General features: G+C 64.8%; 15 protein-coding genes. 10 read left to right on the top strand and 5 right to left on the bottom strand.

Going from position 1 to position 15894, the window contains the following annotated elements:
• Positions 1-7: 7 nt before the first annotated feature.
• From G9Q80_RS08970 to miaA, 4 genes are all read right to left on the bottom strand, one after another.
• Positions 8-1144: an ABC transporter permease gene (locus G9Q80_RS08970; RefSeq protein WP_069211392.1), complete on the bottom strand. Its 1137-nt coding sequence runs from the start codon at positions 1142-1144 to the stop codon at positions 8-10.
• A 133-nt stretch (positions 1145-1277) separates the two neighbouring features.
• Positions 1278-2948 carry an ABC transporter substrate-binding protein gene (locus G9Q80_RS08965; protein ID WP_043139313.1) on the bottom strand — a complete coding sequence of 557 codons (1671 nt, stop codon included), beginning with the start codon at positions 2946-2948 and terminating at the stop codon, positions 1278-1280.
• A gap of 248 nt (positions 2949-3196) precedes the next feature.
• Positions 3197-4051 carry an AraC family transcriptional regulator gene (locus G9Q80_RS08960; RefSeq protein WP_082024575.1) on the bottom strand — a complete coding sequence of 285 codons (855 nt, stop codon included), beginning with the start codon at positions 4049-4051 and terminating at the stop codon, positions 3197-3199.
• Positions 4051-4956 (bottom strand): tRNA (adenosine(37)-N6)-dimethylallyltransferase MiaA, encoded by a 906-nt coding sequence (gene miaA / locus G9Q80_RS08955; RefSeq protein ID WP_088714894.1) that lies wholly within the window; start codon positions 4954-4956, stop codon positions 4051-4053. Before miaA ends, G9Q80_RS08960 begins: the two co-directional genes overlap by 1 nt.
• Before the next feature lie 109 nt (positions 4957-5065).
• Between miaA and pyrH the strand changes: the two genes are divergently transcribed.
• Positions 5066-5842 carry a UMP kinase gene (gene pyrH / locus G9Q80_RS08950; RefSeq protein ID WP_088714893.1) on the top strand — a complete coding sequence of 259 codons (777 nt, stop codon included), beginning with the start codon at positions 5066-5068 and terminating at the stop codon, positions 5840-5842.
• Between the two features lie 15 nt (positions 5843-5857).
• On the opposite strand, the gene G9Q80_RS08945 is transcribed toward pyrH, so the two are convergent.
• Entirely contained in the window at positions 5858-6859 is a 1002-nt protein-coding gene (locus tag G9Q80_RS08945) for a GlxA family transcriptional regulator (RefSeq protein WP_157903810.1), read from the bottom strand.
• Positions 6860-7080: 221 nt separating this feature from the next.
• Here G9Q80_RS08945 and frr point away from each other — a divergent pair, with 221 nt between their 5' ends.
• The 9 genes from frr to fabZ all read left to right on the top strand — a co-directional run bounded on the left by frr (position 7081) and on the right by fabZ (position 15894).
• Complete coding sequence (frr, locus tag G9Q80_RS08940) at positions 7081-7644, top strand: ribosome recycling factor (RefSeq protein ID WP_043139310.1); 564 nt, start codon at positions 7081-7083, stop codon at positions 7642-7644.
• A gap of 303 nt (positions 7645-7947) precedes the next feature.
• Complete coding sequence (uppS, locus tag G9Q80_RS08935) at positions 7948-8661, top strand: polyprenyl diphosphate synthase (RefSeq protein ID WP_229754825.1); 714 nt, start codon at positions 7948-7950, stop codon at positions 8659-8661.
• Positions 8658-9443, top strand: coding sequence for a phosphatidate cytidylyltransferase (locus G9Q80_RS08930; protein ID WP_088714891.1), 786 nt, complete (start codon positions 8658-8660; stop codon positions 9441-9443). The genes uppS and G9Q80_RS08930 overlap by 4 nt, the downstream gene beginning before the upstream one ends.
• Positions 9440-10633 carry a 1-deoxy-D-xylulose-5-phosphate reductoisomerase gene (gene dxr / locus G9Q80_RS08925; protein WP_088714890.1) on the top strand — a complete coding sequence of 398 codons (1194 nt, stop codon included), beginning with the start codon at positions 9440-9442 and terminating at the stop codon, positions 10631-10633. Before G9Q80_RS08930 ends, dxr begins: the two co-directional genes overlap by 4 nt.
• A 20-nt stretch (positions 10634-10653) precedes the next feature.
• Positions 10654-11994, top strand: coding sequence for an RIP metalloprotease RseP (gene rseP / locus G9Q80_RS08920; RefSeq protein WP_088714889.1), 1341 nt, complete (start codon positions 10654-10656; stop codon positions 11992-11994).
• A 98-nt stretch (positions 11995-12092) separates the two neighbouring features.
• Positions 12093-12224 carry a hypothetical protein gene (locus G9Q80_RS28415; protein ID WP_255564378.1) on the top strand — a complete coding sequence of 44 codons (132 nt, stop codon included), beginning with the start codon at positions 12093-12095 and terminating at the stop codon, positions 12222-12224.
• 103 nt (positions 12225-12327) lie between these two features.
• Positions 12328-14718, top strand: a complete 2391-nt coding sequence (bamA, locus tag G9Q80_RS08915; RefSeq protein ID WP_088714888.1) for an outer membrane protein assembly factor BamA — start codon at positions 12328-12330, stop codon at positions 14716-14718.
• 7 nt (positions 14719-14725) lie between these two features.
• Positions 14726-15367: an OmpH/Skp family outer membrane protein gene (locus tag G9Q80_RS08910; RefSeq protein WP_088714887.1), complete on the top strand. Its 642-nt coding sequence runs from the start codon at positions 14726-14728 to the stop codon at positions 15365-15367.
• A 65-nt stretch (positions 15368-15432) separates the two neighbouring features.
• On the top strand, positions 15433-15894 hold the full coding sequence (gene fabZ / locus G9Q80_RS08905; protein WP_043139294.1) for a 3-hydroxyacyl-ACP dehydratase FabZ: 462 nt from the start codon (positions 15433-15435) through the stop codon (positions 15892-15894).

Genomic DNA, 15894 nt, shown 5'->3' with positions numbered 1-15894 from the left:
TGCCTCCTCAGGTCACGCTGATCCGCGGGTTCAGGTAGACATAGCCGATGTCGGAGATCAGCTGCGTCACCAGGACCACGAAGACCGAAACCACCGAGATCGCCAGCAGCATCTCGATGTCGTTGTTGCCCGCCGCGCGGACCAGCTCCCAGCCGACGCCCTTGTACTGGAACAGGGTCTCGACGATCACGACGCCGTTCAACAGCCAGGGGAACTGCAGCATGATCACGGTAAAAGGCGCGATCAGCGCGTTGCGCAGGGCGTGTTTCATCACGATGTTGCCGAAACTCACGCCCTTGAGGCGCGCGGTGCGGATGTATTGCGCGGTCATGACCTCTGCCATCGAGGCGCGGGTCATCCTTGCAATGTAGCCCATCCCGTAAAGCGCGATGGTCAGCACCGGCAGAAAGAAGTTCTCGAAGTTCGGGTTTTCCATCGCGCTGGTGGCCGTGCCCTTGAACCACTTCAGACCCACTGCCGAAGAGGTGAAGATCGCGATGAACAGGACGCCCGAGACGTATTCCGGCGTCGCCGTGGTGGTGATCGAAAAGGTCGAAAGCGTACGGTCCAGGGCCGATCCCTCGCGCATCCCGGCCAGCACGCCGACGATCAGGGCCGACGGGATCATCAGCAGCATCACGCAGAGCATCAGGAACCCGGTGTTCCCCATCCGCGTGCCCAGCGCCTCGGTCACCGGGGCCTTGGACACCGTGGACCATCCCCAATGCCCCTGCAGGACGCCGCAGAAGGTCGGAGCCTCTGCCGGATCGCTGCCTGGCAGGATGCAGCGTCCACGCTGGTTCCCGTCCCGGTCGACCCGCGTCCACCCCGGGTAAACACCTAGCCATTCCGCGTAGTTGCGGAAGATGCGGGGATCAAAGCCGGTGTTGACCTGTTCCGAGGCTTCCGCCTGGGTGATGCGGCCCGCGTTCAGATCGGCCAGCAACTGGTCGTCCAGCGGCGACCGATAGCCATTGTTGGACAGCCAGGTGGCGACCTCGATGTCGGTCATCCGGAAGTTGCCTTCGGATTTCGCGAGTTTTTCCAAGTTTGGATAGAGGTTCGTCATCACGAAGACGATGAACGTCAGGCAAAAAGCGGTCATTAGCATGACCCCCACGCGCCTGAGGATGAAAAGACCCATTGGTGCCCCCGTTGGTGGCTTTGGACCGGTAGTTCTCCGGCCTCTTTTGGCTGCTGGATCCGCTGGTGTCGCGCGGACCGGGACGAAAATGGGCCGCGCGATCCTCTCGCGCGGCCCGCCTGGGCGTCAGCCGTCAGGCCGTAATGCCGAACTTGTAAAGTTGCGGCAGGTCGGCGATGTGCTTGTCCACGCCCACCAGGTTGTCCCGGTGGTGGCGCATCGCGGTCCGCCAGTAGGGCTGGATGGTCACGCCTTCTTCGATCATGATCGCCTGCAGCTTGCTCATCACCTCGCGGCGCTTGTCGGCATCGGCGATCGAGTTCGCCTCGGCCAACAGGGCGTCGAATTCGGCGTTGGCAAAGCCGCTCTCGTTCCAGGCCGCGCCCGAGGTATAGGCCAGGGCCAGAACCTGCGTGCCCAGCGGGCGGTGGTTCCAGTTGGTCGACGAGAACGGGTATTTCGTCCAGTCGTTCCAGAAGGTCGACCCGGGCAGGACCGTATGGCGGGCCTTGATGCCGGCATCGTTGAGCTGGGCAACCACGGCGGCCGTGGTGTTGCGGCGCCAGTCGTCGTCGATGGACTGCACTTCGTGCTCGAAGTCCTCCATGCCCGCTTCCTTGATGAGCTCCAGCGCGCGCGCCGGATCATGCGGAATGCGGGTGACGGAGGCATCGTGCTCTGGGTGCATCGGTCCGACGTGGCAGTTGTCGGCGTGGATGCCATACCCTGCCATGCCCAGTTCCAGGCAGACGTTGTTGTCGACCGCCATCGCCAGGGCCTGGCGCACGCGCTTGTCGCCGTAGATCTTGTTGCCGTCTGCATCCTCGGCCAGCTGGTTCGGACGGATGCAGATGGTAAAGCCCGAGGGGATTTCCGAGCGGGTCAGGCCGATGCTGTCGAAGATGTCGACGAATTCGCCGACAGACTCCCAGTTCATGTCGATCTCTTCGGCCTCGAAGGCGGCGATGAAGGCCGCCGGGTCCTGACCGTAGTCGATGAACTCGATCCGGTCGATATAGCCGCCCTTGCCGGCGGCGTAACCCCACCAGTCGTGATCCTCGTTGCGCACCAGCACGCCCTTGACGCCGACCTCATGGCTTTCCGGCAGCATGAAGCCGGTGCCGATCGGGTTGGCCAGCATGTTGTTGGCATCATGGCTCGAATGCACGATCGCCGCCGGGTAGTCGGCAAAGCCGGGGATGATGGTGATGTCGGGCGCCGAGCAGCGCAGCTTGACTGTGTGGCTGTCGACCACCTCGATGGCGCCATCGGCGGCCTTCTTGGTCTCGGGGTCGATCAGCGAGCCCATGCGCGCGGCCATCGAGTTACCTTCGACCTCGCTTTCGCACCACATCGCGATGTTGCGGGCCACGTCCTCGGCGGTGAAATCGTCCCCGTTGTTCCACTTCACGCCCTGGCGGACGTTCAGGGTGTATTCGGTCGCGTCCTCGTTGGCTTCCCAGCTTGCCAGCAGCATGGGTTCGAACGAACCGTCATTGTTGTACTCGACGAGATACTCCAGCCAGCCCGAGGTGAAAGTCGCGATCTGGGTCCAGTCGTAGGTGCGCGGATCCTTGAGCGCGCGGACCTCCATCTGGTAGCGGATCGTGCCACCCTGCTGCGCATGGGCCGCTGCCTGCGCGGGCTGCTGCAGCCCGCCCAATGCGTAGGCAGCCGCAGAGGTCAGGCCCAGCGCGGTGGTGCGCGCCATGAACTCGCGGCGGTCCAGAAGGCCCTGCTTGAGCTCCTTGGCGTACATCTTCGCAGCCGGGTGTACCCGCTGCAGGTTGTCCATCGATGTCATATTTTTCTCCCTGTGACTTTTCTATGTTCAGCCGGGGGTCCGGTTGGTCGGCCTTTGTCGTTGGGGGAAGTCCCGTGTTCCCCGGCGTCCTGGCCCCACGCTGCACGTCATTGCGCACGAGAAGGCTTGCCTAGTCAACGCCCGCTATCGTCCTTTTGGAGTCGAAAACCGACATGAGGCTTATTCAAAAGCGACACGGCCCTCAGTGCAAGTCACGACCCCGGGACCCCGAGTCGAAAGCCGCCCGCTCAGGCCCGGACCGCGGGACGCCGGGTTGCGGCCCGCAGGGCCGAGGGCGTGTGGCCCGTATGGCTCTGGATGAAGCGGGTGAAATAGGCCGGCGAGGCAAAGCCAAGGGACCGCGCCACCTCCTTGACCGCGGGAGTCGGGCTTTCCAGGGCCAGGCGCGCGGCGTGCAGCTTGCGCTCGGTCAGGATGTCGGCGGCGGTCTTGCCGCAGCACCCCCGGCAGACCCGGCTGAGATGGGTCGGCGTGACGTCCAGTGCCTCGGCGTACTGGCCCATGACCTTGGGGTCGCGGAACTCGCGCGTCACGGACTGGGCATAGCGCCGGACCAGCCGCTGCGCGGCGCTTTCGGGTGGTATGTCCGTGGCGCCGGCCTGCACCTGTCGATGCAGCCAGACGGCGATCAGCCCGACATGCGCGGCCAGCGCCTCTTGCAGCATCGGGCGCTTCTGGCTGTTTTCCCGGTTCATTGCGTCGATGGTGCCGGTCAGTTCCGCCTGTGAGAGGCTGTCGCGTACCCGCAGCAGCAGGGGGGCATGCGGCATGTAGGGGCTGAGTCCCGCCGGACTCTGGACGAACAGTGCCTGAGTCCCTTGCTGCATCTCTATGGAAAACAGCGTGCCAGCGGGCAAGAACAACGCGTTGTTGGTCGAGATGCCGCGCAGGATGCCGTTGACGATGACCCGTCCCTGTCCGCGTGTCACCCAGAGCAGCATATCCTCTGGCCGGTCGTGCAAGAGCGTAAATTTCCAGGGCGCGCCCTGCACCTCCAGCGCGTAGGACCCGCTGCGCACTTCGCCCTTGGACCGCGGCGGCGCGGGTGGCATGGGCTTGTTCAGGAAGCCGGGCCGCGACATCAGGCCAGGTCCCTTGCCGACAGGCTGTGCCAGTGTCCCATGCGAGCGCGAAACCATGTTCGTTGGCGCTTGGCGAATTGCCGGGTGAGGATGGTGGCGCGTTCCCTGGCCGCTGCCAGCGTCATGTCCCCGTCGAGATACGCCATGAGTTCCGCCGCGCCGATGGCCTTGGCCGAGGGGCGGTCGGGGCTCCACCCGGGGCGGTTGGCGCGCGCCTCGTCCAGCGCTCCTGCGTCGATCATCTGGTCAAAGCGGAGCGCGATGCGCGGTGTCAGCCAGTCCTTCGGGGCCTCCACGACGAAGGCATTGGCCTGGTCGAGCGGCAGCAGGGGCGGCGGCGTTTCTGCCTGCCAGTCGGCCAAACCGCGTCCGGTGGCGCGCAGCACCTCCCAGGCGCGGGCCACGCGCGCGGGATTGTGGAGGTCGATCCGCGCGGCGGTTCGCTCGTCCAGATCCGCGATCATGGCCTGCAGGCCCCGGTCCGCCAGCATGGCCTCACCTTCGGCCCTGACCTGCGGCGGGGTCGGCGGGATCTCTGCCAGCCCTTCGGTGAGCGCGGTCAGGTACAGCCCAGTGCCGCCGGTGAAGATCGGCCGTTCAGGCCCGTTCAGAAATCTCGTCGCCTCGCGCAGCCATTCGCCGACGCTATACGCATGATCCCCCGGGACATGACCATAGAGAGCGTGCGGCGCGCGGGCCTCGTCCTCGGCCGAGGGGCGCGCGGTCAGTACCCGCCAGTCCGAAAACACCTGGATCGCGTCGGCATTGACGATGATTCCGCCCTGACGTTCGGCAATGGCCAGGGCCAGCGCTGACTTTCCGCTGGCGGTCGGACCGGCGATCAGCACAGGGCGATCCGGCACGCAGGCCGCGAGGCATGCCTCGATTGCCGATTTGTCACGCATTGGGTTGCCTGTCCCGGTCCTGCCCGGCAGTGCCGCTGGGCCATTGCAGCCCGAGCGGTTTTCCGCCACATATGCGCGCGATCATATCCCCGCCACGACGGAGCGCAACATGACCGAAGCCGGCACCCCGCAAACCACTTTCAAACGCGTGATGCTCAAGATTTCGGGGGAGGCGCTCATGGGGGACCAGGGCTTTGGCCTGCACCCGCCGACCGTTCAGCGCATCGCCAAGGAAGTGAAGGCGGTCCAGGAACTGGGGGTCGAGATCTGCATGGTGATCGGGGGCGGCAACATCTTTCGCGGGCTGGCAGGCAGCGCGCAGGGGATGGAGCGCACCACCGCCGATTACATGGGCATGCTGGCCACGGTGATGAACGCGCTGGCGATGCAGTCGGCGCTGGAGGGCTTGGGCGTCTTCACACGGGTCATCAGCGCCATCCGCATGGACGAGGTGGCGGAACCTTACATCCGTCGCCGCGCAGTGCGCCACCTGGAGAAGAAGCGGGTCTGCATCTTTGCCGCCGGCACGGGCAACCCCTATTTCACCACCGATACCGCCGCTGCGCTGCGGGCCAATGAAATGGCCTGCGAGGCGATCATCATGGGCAAGAACGGCACCGACGGTGTCTATGACATGGACCCGCGCCAGCACCCCGAGGCCAAGCGCTATGACGAGGTGACCTTTGACGAGGTCCTGTCGAAGAACCTCAAGGTCATGGATGCCTCGGCCATCGCGCTGGCACGGGACAACAACATGCCGATCATCGTCTTTTCGCTGGATGAGCCGGGCGGCTTTCGCGGCATCCTGGCCGGGCAGGGGACCTGCACCCGGGTGGTCGAGAAACCCTCGGCCCGCCCGGACATCCCGGGTCCGTCTCCGGCCTGAAGGCGCAACAGGGTCTCAATGGCGCGTCGCGGCCTGTTCGCTTTCAGTGCGCGCCACGCCGCTGTGTCGGGGCCTGCGAGGCGGTGCGCCAAATCTTGCGTGGTAGCTGCGGGTGAAGGCCGACGGAGAGGCGAAACCGGCGGCCCTGGCGATTTCCGAGACGGGTAGCGTGGTTTCCGAGACAAGCTGTTCCGCCCGCGCCAGCCGCAGGTCCAGGTAGATCTGCGCCGGGGTCCGGTTCAGGCCCTTGCGGCAGCGCAGGCGCAATTGCTTGGGGCTGAGCCCCAGTTCGGTGGCGACCTTCTCGACGGCGATCGGCGCCTCGATCCGGGCGGCCATGATGGATTGCATCCGTTCCAGCAATGGATCGGCGGTGATCGCCATGCGCTGACAGCGGCCCGCGTCGCGCATACGCCCATGAGCCAGCGCCTCTGCCGTGTCGGCTGCGAGCGCAGGTCCCTGCGCCCGCGCGATCCAGGCCGTCAACGCATCCGCCACCGCCAATCCGCCCGCCGTCGTCAGGCGCTGTCGGTCAAGGGCAAAAGGTGCCCGGCTGAGCGCGATACGTTTGACGTTCTCTGGCAATTCGGCAGGGGCGCTGTCGGGCAGGACGGCCTCTCGACCATCGAGGAACCCCAGGCGGGCAAGGATCGTGCCGCCCGTGTCCAATCCGCCCAGGGTCGCCCCGGCGGCATCCGCCCTTATAAGGAAGGCGCGCAATCCCATCGGTAGCGCGGTCAGGGGCGCCTCACCTGCGCAGAGCAGCACAAGGTCGAACCCCTGCGCCCCGTGCCAGTCCGGCAGCGCGCCGGTCACCTGTGTCCCGTCACGATCGGTCACCGCCGCGCCGTTGACCGTCCGGACCGTCAGAGTGAACAGGCGCTGTTCGGCCTGCGCATTGGCAAGGCGCAGCACTTCGCGCACCAGCGACAGGGCCAGCATCGGGAAACCGGGAAAAAGGATGAGACAGACGTGCATGTCGCGTGTTCCGTAGGGCTGTGCCCCGGTTTCTGCCATGTGCCGGGTTAAGGAAGGGTTTGCCTGCCCGCATCCCTCGGGGCATTTCCTGCACGAAAACGGACCGCGCGTGTATGATGGGGGCCTTGCCGTGGCCATCGGTGCCGGACCCTGGTCAGGGCAACGGTTGCACGCTCTCTGGTCAAGGCCGATTGATCTGCGCTAAAGGTCAGGCTAACCAGTGTTTCCCGAGCACAGCTGCATCAACGAGGGGCCTCCGAATGTCCGAAGACTTCGAACTCGATACCGACGATCTCACGCGCCGCATGGACGGCAGCATGTCCAACCTGCGCACCGAATTCGCCTCGTTGCGGACCGGGCGCGCATCGGCGTCGATGCTGGAGCCGGTGCAGGTTGAGGCCTATGGCCAGATGACGCCGATCAACCAGGTCGGCACCGTCAACGTTCCCGAGCCGCGGATGGTGACGATCAACGTCTGGGACAAGGGGCTTGTGGGCAAGGTGGAAAAGGCGATCCGCGAGTCGGGCCTTGGCATCAACCCGCAGCTGAACGGCACCATCATCATGCTGCCGATCCCCGAGCTGAACGAGGAGCGCCGCAAGGAACTGACCAAGGTGGCCGCGCAATATGCAGAACATGCCCGTGTCGCGATCCGCAACGTGCGCCGCGACGGCATGGACAAGATCAAGAAGGCCAAGGCCGACGGCATGTCCGAGGATGACCAGAAGCTCTGGGAGGCCGAGGTGCAGGATCTGACCGATACCTACATCAAGAAGGTCGACGAGGCGCTGGAGACCAAGCAAGAAGAAATCATGCAGGTTTGACCGCCGCACCTCGCGCAGCGAGGCGAAACCTCCAGTGGAGGTTTCGGGCGGTCAAAGGGCGGAGCCCCGGAAAGACCGCCGCACCTCGCGGGGCCGGGTGCCCGGGTTGACGCGTCCGCGCGTACTACCGAATTTCGGCGGCATCGTCTTGCCTGTGGCCCGCTGTTGCCACAGTGGTGCCTTTTCCATCGCGCAGAACTGGATTAGTCAGCCGCCGATATCTTTGCTTTGGATCGGCCGCCGGGATGATCTATGAATAGGACCGCGCATTTCGCCTTGGAAGGGAATTTGATGGCCAGACCGATGCTCGAGACCCTGGGACCCAGGCATGTGGCCATCATCATGGATGGCAATGGCCGGTGGGCGACCATGCGGGGCCGTCCGCGCCTGTTCGGCCACCATGCCGGCGCCCGCCGCGTGCGCGAGGTGGTCGAGGCCTGCCCGGATTACGGTGTGAAATACCTGACCATCTTTGCCTTCTCGACCGAGAACTGGAAACGCACCCAGGTCGAGGTCGCGGGCCTGATGAGCCTTTTCCGCCGCTACATCATGAAAGAGATGCAGGCCTTCGTGAAGGAAAACGTCCGCGTGCGCTTCATCGGTGATCGGCCCCGGCTGGACGCCAAGCTGCGCGCCCTGATGGACGAGGCCGAGGATTTCACCAAGCATTGCACCGGCGTGAACCTGACCATCGCACTGAACTATGGCGGCCGAGACGAGGTCGCGCGCGCCGCGCAGCGCCTGGCAATGGACGTCAAGGAGGGCAAGCTGGACCCGGCCGAGATCGACGTGGAAACCCTGCCGCGTTACCTCGACACCCATGTTCTGCCCGACCCCGACCTTGTGATCCGAACCAGCGGCGAGGCGCGTATTTCCAACTTCCTTCTCTGGCAGTCGGCTTATGCCGAGTATGAATTCATCGACACGCTCTGGCCGGACTTCACGCCCGAGGAACTGGGCCGTCTCTGCGCCGCCTTTGGCGGGCGCGATCGTCGGTACGGTGCCGTGAAGGCATGAGCAAGCCGCGTTGGGATGATCTGGCGCCGCGGCTGATCTCTGCCGTGGCGATGATTGCCATCGGCGCCACGGCGGTCTGGCTGGGCGGCATCTGGTTCCACCTGCTGATCGCGGTGATCTGCGGCGGCATGGTCTGGGAACTGGTGCATCTCTGTGATCGCGGGCGGGTGCGCAGCCGGAATATCCTGGCCGCCGCCGCGTTTGTGGTTGCCCTTGTGGCCATCGAACTGCCGCCTGCCTTTGCGTTGCCTCTGCTGATGCTGCCCTCGATGCTGGGCTTTTCGCGGATGGAGCAGGGCGGCGTCACCTACGCGGTCTTTACCGCGCTGATCCTGCTGGCGGGCTATGCCATGATGGATCTGCGCGACGCATTCGGCCTGGTCTGGATGCTCTGGCTGATGGTCGTCGTTGTGGTGACGGATGTTGCGGGCTATTTCGCGGGCCGCACCTTTGGCGGGCCCAAGTTCTGGCCGCGTGTCAGCCCATCCAAGACATGGTCCGGCACGGTTGCGGGCTGGATCGGCGCGGCGGTGGTCGGTCTGGTCTTTGCCGGGCTGACAAAGGCGGGCATGGGGCTGATCGGCGTGTCCATCGCGGTCAGCATGGCGTCGCAGATCGGGGACATCGCCGAAAGCGCGATCAAGCGGCGCGCGGGCGTCAAGGACAGCTCGAACCTGCTGCCCGGACACGGCGGATTGCTGGACCGTTTCGACGGGATGCTGGGCGCGGCGGTCTTCATCGTGATCGCGGCGCAGGTCACAGGGTTTCCGGGGGCACTATGACCGTGGGCGACAGGCGCAGGGTTTCGATCTTTGGCGCGACCGGGTCGATCGGGCAGAACACCATCGACCTGATCGCGCGCGACCGGGGAAACTATGAGGTGGTCGCCCTGACCGGCGGGGCCAATGTCGCGCAACTGGCGAGCGATGCGCGGATGCTGGGGGCGCAGGTCGCCGTGACCGCCCATGAGGACCGGCTGGAGGACCTGCGCGCGGCGCTTGCGGGGTCCGATGTCCAAGCGGCGGCAGGACGGTCTGCCCTGATCGAGGCGGCCACGCGGCCCGCCGACTGGGTCATGTCCGCCATCGTCGGCGCTGCCGGGCTGGAACCGGGGCTGCGGGCGCTGGAACAGGGGGCGACGCTGGCGCTGGCCAACAAGGAAAGCATGGTCTGCGCCGGGCCGTTGATGCTGCGCGCGGCGCAGGAAAACGGAGCGCAGCTGCTGCCGGTGGACAGCGAACATTCCGCGGTTTTCCAGGCCCTGATCGGCGAGGACCTGAGCGCGGTCGAACGGGTCATCATAACCGCCTCGGGCGGTGCGTTTCGCGACTGGCCGCTCGAAGACCTGGAGAAGGCCACGCCGCAGCAGGCGGCCATGCATCCCAACTGGGCGATGGGGCAACGGATCACCATCGACAGCGCCTCGATGTTCAACAAGGCGTTGGAACTGATTGAAACGCGGGAGTTTTTCGGTCTCGATCCCGAGAAGATCGAAACCGTCGTGCACCCGGAATCCATGATCCACGCACTTGTCGGGTTCAACGACGGGGCGCTGATGGCCCATGTCGGACCGCCGGACATGCGTCATGCCATCGGCTTTGCGCTCAACCATCCGGCGCGTAAGACGCTGCCCGTGGAGCGGCTGGACCTGGTCAAGCTGGGGCAACTGACTTTCCGCGCGCCTTGCGAGACGCGCTGGCCCGCGCTGCGGCTGGCGCGCGAGGTAATGCAGGCGGGGGGGCTCATGGGCGCGGTCTTCAACGCGGCCAAGGAAACCGCGCTGGACGGGTTCATAGAGGGGCGCATACCCTTCACCCGCATGGCGGGCGTTGTCGAAGAGGTGCTCACCCGGCTTTCGTCCCAGGCGGGTCACAATGCTGCCGGTATTACTCTTGATAAGGTCAGCGAGGCAGACCATCTCGCACGGGCAGAGGCACTTGCGGTCATGCAAGACGAAACTTGGCAAGACTAGACATTGAGTGGAGTGGCAGTTTGGACCTGACGACCCTGATCCCGCAATTTGGCGGCGCGTTGTGGACCGTGATCTTTTTCGTGGTCGCGCTGTCGGTGATCATCGCGGTACATGAATACGGCCATTTCATCGTCGGCAAGAAGACGGGCATCTTTCCGGAGGTCTTCAGCCTGGGCTTCGGCCCGGTGCTCTGGTCGCGGGTCGACCGGGATGGCACCAAGTGGCAACTGGCGGCGATTCCCTTTGGTGGCTACGTCAAGTTCCGGGGCGATGCCAACGCCTCGGGCGGGGTCGATGCCGAGGCGATCGAGGGGCTGGACGAGGCCGAGATGCGTAGCACCATGTCCGGCGCACCGCTCTGGGCGCGGGCAGCCACGGTGGCCGCCGGTCCGGTTTTCAACTTTGTCCTCTCCATCGCGATCTTCGCCGGGGTCCTGATGTTCCGTGGCGAGGTCATGGAACCGCTGACCGTGGGCGAACTGCGGCCGCTGCCTGCCCAGCAGGAACTGCAGCCCGGCGACACGATCCTTGCCATCGCGGGGGCACCTCTGCCCGATGCCGCCGATGGCACGATGAGCGCCTATTTCGACGCGCTGCCGCAGGAAGAACAGCTGGAATACACCGTGCGCCGCGACGGGCGCGAGATGATCGTCAGCGGCCCCTATACCTATCCGCCGCTGGCTACCCAGATCGCGCCGCGGTCTGCCGCCAGCGATGCGGGCCTTCGGGCAGGGGACGTGATCACCGAGGTCGATGGCACGCCGATCTACGCCTTTGCCGAGCTGAAAGAACGGGTCGAAGGCTCTGACGGGGCGACGCTGCAGCTGACGGTCTGGCGGGATGGCGAGATCCTGGACAAGGAGATGACCCCGCGCCGGGTGGACGAACCGCAGCCTGACGGCGGATTCCAGACATTTTTCCGTATCGGGATCGTGGGCGGCGTCGCCTTTGAACCGGCGACTGAATCGGCAGGTTTCGGCAGCGCGCTGACGGGTGGCGTGGCACAGGTCGGCCGGATCATCGAAGGGTCGCTCTCGGGGCTTTGGCACATGGCCACTGGCGCGATCAGCACCTGTAACCTGTCGGGCCCCATCGGCATCGCCGAGACCAGCGGCGACATGGCAAGCCAGGGCACAACGAACTTTATCTGGTTCATCGCCGTACTCAGCACCGCCGTGGGCCTGCTGAACCTCTTCCCGGTGCCGGTGCTGGACGGCGGTCACCTGGTGTTCTTCGCCTACGAGGCCGTCACGGGGCGTCCGCCCAGCGACCGCGCGCTCAAGGTGCTGATGTCGATCGGCCTGACGCTGGTGCTGGGCCTGATGGTCTTTGCCCTGTCGAACGACCTGTTCTGCCCCTGACGGCGCGGGCCTGACACAATCTTGGCAGGCGTCTGCCCAACTCCTGCCTGAATCACCCGGTAGTGCTGTGCCTGCACACGCAACCGAGGACCGATTCCATGACCGCGATCCAAGCCGGATACAGAAGCATGAGCCTGCTGGTCACCATAAACTGGGACCGCTTGCTGTATATCTGCACCATCGTCTTCGCCTTGTTTTTCGGGGGCTGGCTGGGGTCCGTCCTGCACTAGTCGCTGACAGGCGACAGTTCCTCAAATTCGCGACCCCGAGCTTTTGACAAGTACGGGCATTCCCGATACTCACGACTCCGGGATGTCAAAGTGGATTGCGAAAATGGCAAAGGTCATTTCCGCGCGTAAAGCGCCGGGTTTTGCTAGGGGTTATCAGGTTGCCAACGCGACTCGGGCTGTGTGCCTGAGTTTCGCCGTGGCAATGGGGGCCGGGGTCGCCACGATCCCCCAGGTCGCCTACGCCCAGAGCTATGTTTTCAACTCGGTCAACATCGAGGGCAACCGCCGGGTCGAACCCGGCACGATCCTTTCCTACGCCGGAATCGCACGCGGCCAGCGGGTTTCCGCCGCCGAACTCAACGACGCCTATCAGCGCATCCTCGGCTCCGGTCTGTTCGAGACCGTCGAGATCGTCCCTCAGGGATCGCGCCTGACCATCCGCGTTGTCGAATATCCCACGATCAACCGCATCACGTTCGAGGGCAACCGCCGCATCAAGGACGAGGACCTGGCACAGGCGATCCAGTCGCAGTCGCGCCGCGTCTTCAGCCCCCGCGTGGCAGAGGCCGACGCCCTTGCGGTCAGCCGCGCCTACGAGGTGCAGGGCCGCCTTGCCGCCCGTGTCACGCCCAAGGTCATCCGCCGCAGCGACAACCGTGTCGACCTGGTATTCGAGGTCTTCGAGGGCGGTGTCGCCGAGGTTGAGCGCATCGGGTTCGTGGGCAACGGAAAGTACTCCGACCGTCGCCTGCGCCGCGTGCTCGAGACCAAGCAGGCCGGCCTGCTGCGAGCCGTGATCCGCAAGGACACCTTCATCGAGGACCGCCTGGAATTCGACCAGCAGCTGCTGCGAGACTTCTACGCGTCGCGCGGCTACGTCGATTTCCGTATCACCGGCGTGAACGCCGAGCTGAGCCAGGAACGCGATGCCTATTTCGTGACGATCAACGTCGAGGAAGGCCAGCAGTTCAAGTTCGGCGAAGTGACTGTCACATCGGACCTGTCCGACGTCGATGCCGAGCTGTTCAGCAGCAAGGTGCGCCTGCGCAAGGGCAAGGTCTATTCGCCGTCCCTGGTCGAGAACGAGATCGCGCGGCTTGAAAAGCTGGCGGTGAACCTCGGTCTCAACTTCGTCCGGGTCGAGCCGCGGGTCACCCGCAACGATCGCGACCTGTCGCTGGATGTCGATTTCCGCCTGGTGCGCGGCGAACGCATCTTCATCGAACGCATCGACATCGAGGGCAACACGACGACGCTGGATCGTGTGATCCGCCGCCAGTTCGAGGTGGTCGAGGGCGATCCGTTCAACCCGCGTGCAATCCGCGAAAGCGCGGAACGCATCCGTGCACTCGGTTTCTTCAACAAGGCCGATGTCGAGGCCCGCGAAGGCTCCAGCCCGCAGCAGGTGGTCGTCGATGTCGATGTCGAGGAAAAACCCACCGGCTCGATCAGTTTCGGCGGGTCCTATTCCACCCAGAATGGTTTTGGCGCGGCCTTCAGCTTCTCCGAGCGGAACTTCCTTGGCCGCGGCCAGTCGTTCAGCTTCCGGATCAACACCGCTGCGGACACACAGCAATACGGCCTGCGGTTCGTCGAGCCGGGGCTCTTTGGCCGCGACCTCTCGCTGGGCTTCACCTTTGCCTACACCGAGACCGACAACGACAACGCGGTGTTCGACACGACAACCGGCGTGTTCCAGCCATTCCTGGAGTTCCCCGTGGCGGAACAGGCGCGCCTGCAGCTGCGCTATTCGCTGGACTATGGCGAAATCAAGGGAATCGATTTGGTCAAGCCTCCCTCGGACTTAGGTGGCGTAATTCTTGAGGAAGCAAAAGAGGGTGAGCGTTTCGATAGCTCACTGGGCTACACCTACATCTTCGACACCCAGCGCAAGGGCCTTGATCCGAACACCCGCTACCGGTTCGAGTTCGGACAGGATTTTGCCGGGCTGGGCGGCGACACGACCTTCGTCAAGACCAGCGCCAAGGCGATCGCACAGACGATGGTCTGGAACGAGGAAGTCACCCTGCGGGCGACGCTGGAAGGCGGGGCGCTGAACTATACCAAGGGCGACAGTCGTGTGACCGACCGTTTCCTGTTGGGACCGGACATCATGCGCGGGTTCAGCTCTGGCGGAATCGGTCCGCGCGAAATCGGTCCGAACGGGGTCGACGACTCCCTGGGTGGCAACTTCTACGCCGTGGCCCGCTTCGAGGCGGAATTCCCGCTGGGCCTGCCCGAGGAATATGGCATCACCGGTGGTCTCTTCTACGACATCGGCTCTGTCTGGGGGCTTAGTGATGCGACCAAGAGCAAGGTCGGCGCGGGCAATACCGTCGTCTCCACAGGGTTTGACGCGCGGCACGTGGTCGGCTTCTCGATCTTCTGGAAGAGCGCGATCGGCCCGCTGCGCCTGAACTTCACCGAGGCGCTGCAGAAGTCCAAGTGGGACGAGCCGCAGAACTTCAACCTGACGATCTCGACTCAGTTCTGAGGCAGGCGTGCGTCCGGCCGTCCGTCTTGTCGTCTTGCTGCTGGCGCTCTGGGGTGTCGCGGCAGGCGCACAGGGGCAGGGCAGTCCCTTCGTGTCCGGGATGCCCCAGACCCCGATCCTGGTGATCGACTTTGAACGGGTCTTTGCCGAAAGCGCCTTTGGCCGCCGGGTAAATGAAGAGATCGAACAGCAGGGCCGGACGATTGCCGCGGAAAACCGCAAGATCGAAGCCGAGCTGATCGAAGAAGAGCGCGAGCTGACCGACCTGCGTCCCACTCTAGCGCCGGATGAATTTCGCGCTCTGGCTGATGCCTTCGACGAAAAAGTCCAGCGCCTGCGGGACGAGCAGGATGCCAAGGCGCGGGCGCTTGGCACCCGCACCGAGGAGGCGCGGCGCCGGTTCCTGACCGTCGCCCAGCCGGTGCTCGAAGGGTTGCTGCGCGAGGCTGGGGCGATGCTGATCCTTGAACGCCGCACGGTTTTTGTCGCCGCCGATGCCATCGACGTGACCGATCGGGCCATTGCCCTGATCGACGTTCAGATCGGGGATGGCACACCCGCGGTTCCCGACCCCGTGCCTGTCCCTGATCCCGCCCCGGATTCCGCGCCGGACCCGGAAATGCCAGAGCCGCCCTCGGGGCAGGATTGACGGCGTGCTTGCCCCCGACCGCCGCCGTTGCTAGGGGTGCGCCAAAACAAGAAAGGCCGCCAGTCATGACCGACACGCTTCTGAGCGCGGATATCCAGCTGATCCAGCGTATCCTGCCGCACCGTTACCCCTTTCTTCTGGTTGACCGGGTCGAGGAGATCGACGGCACGCAGTCGGCCCTGGGGATCAAGAACGTCACCATGAATGAGCCGCATTTCCAGGGCCATTTCCCCGGTCTGCCGATCATGCCGGGCGTCACCATCGTCGAGGCGATGGCCCAGACCGCCGCCGTCATGGTGGGCACTGCGCTGGACATGGCCGACAAGGAGATGAAGGTTTATTTCATGTCCATCGACAAGTGCAAGTTCCGCCGCAAGGTGGTGCCGGGCGACCAGCTCAAGATGCGCCTGACCACCCTGCGCGGCAAGCCCGGCGGCAAGGTCTGGAAATTCGGCGGCGTGGCCGAGGTCGAGGGGGAGATGGCCGCTGAGGCAGAATTCACCGCGATGATGGACCTGCCGTCTTGA

Origin of the sequence: Mameliella sp. LZ-28 (assembly GCF_012274245.1) — a bacterium.
Taxonomy (GTDB): Bacteria; Pseudomonadota; Alphaproteobacteria; order Rhodobacterales; family Rhodobacteraceae; genus Antarctobacter; species Antarctobacter albus.
The sequence above is the reverse complement of the archived record's forward strand: the minus strand, read 5'-3'. Positions and strand labels throughout refer to the sequence as shown.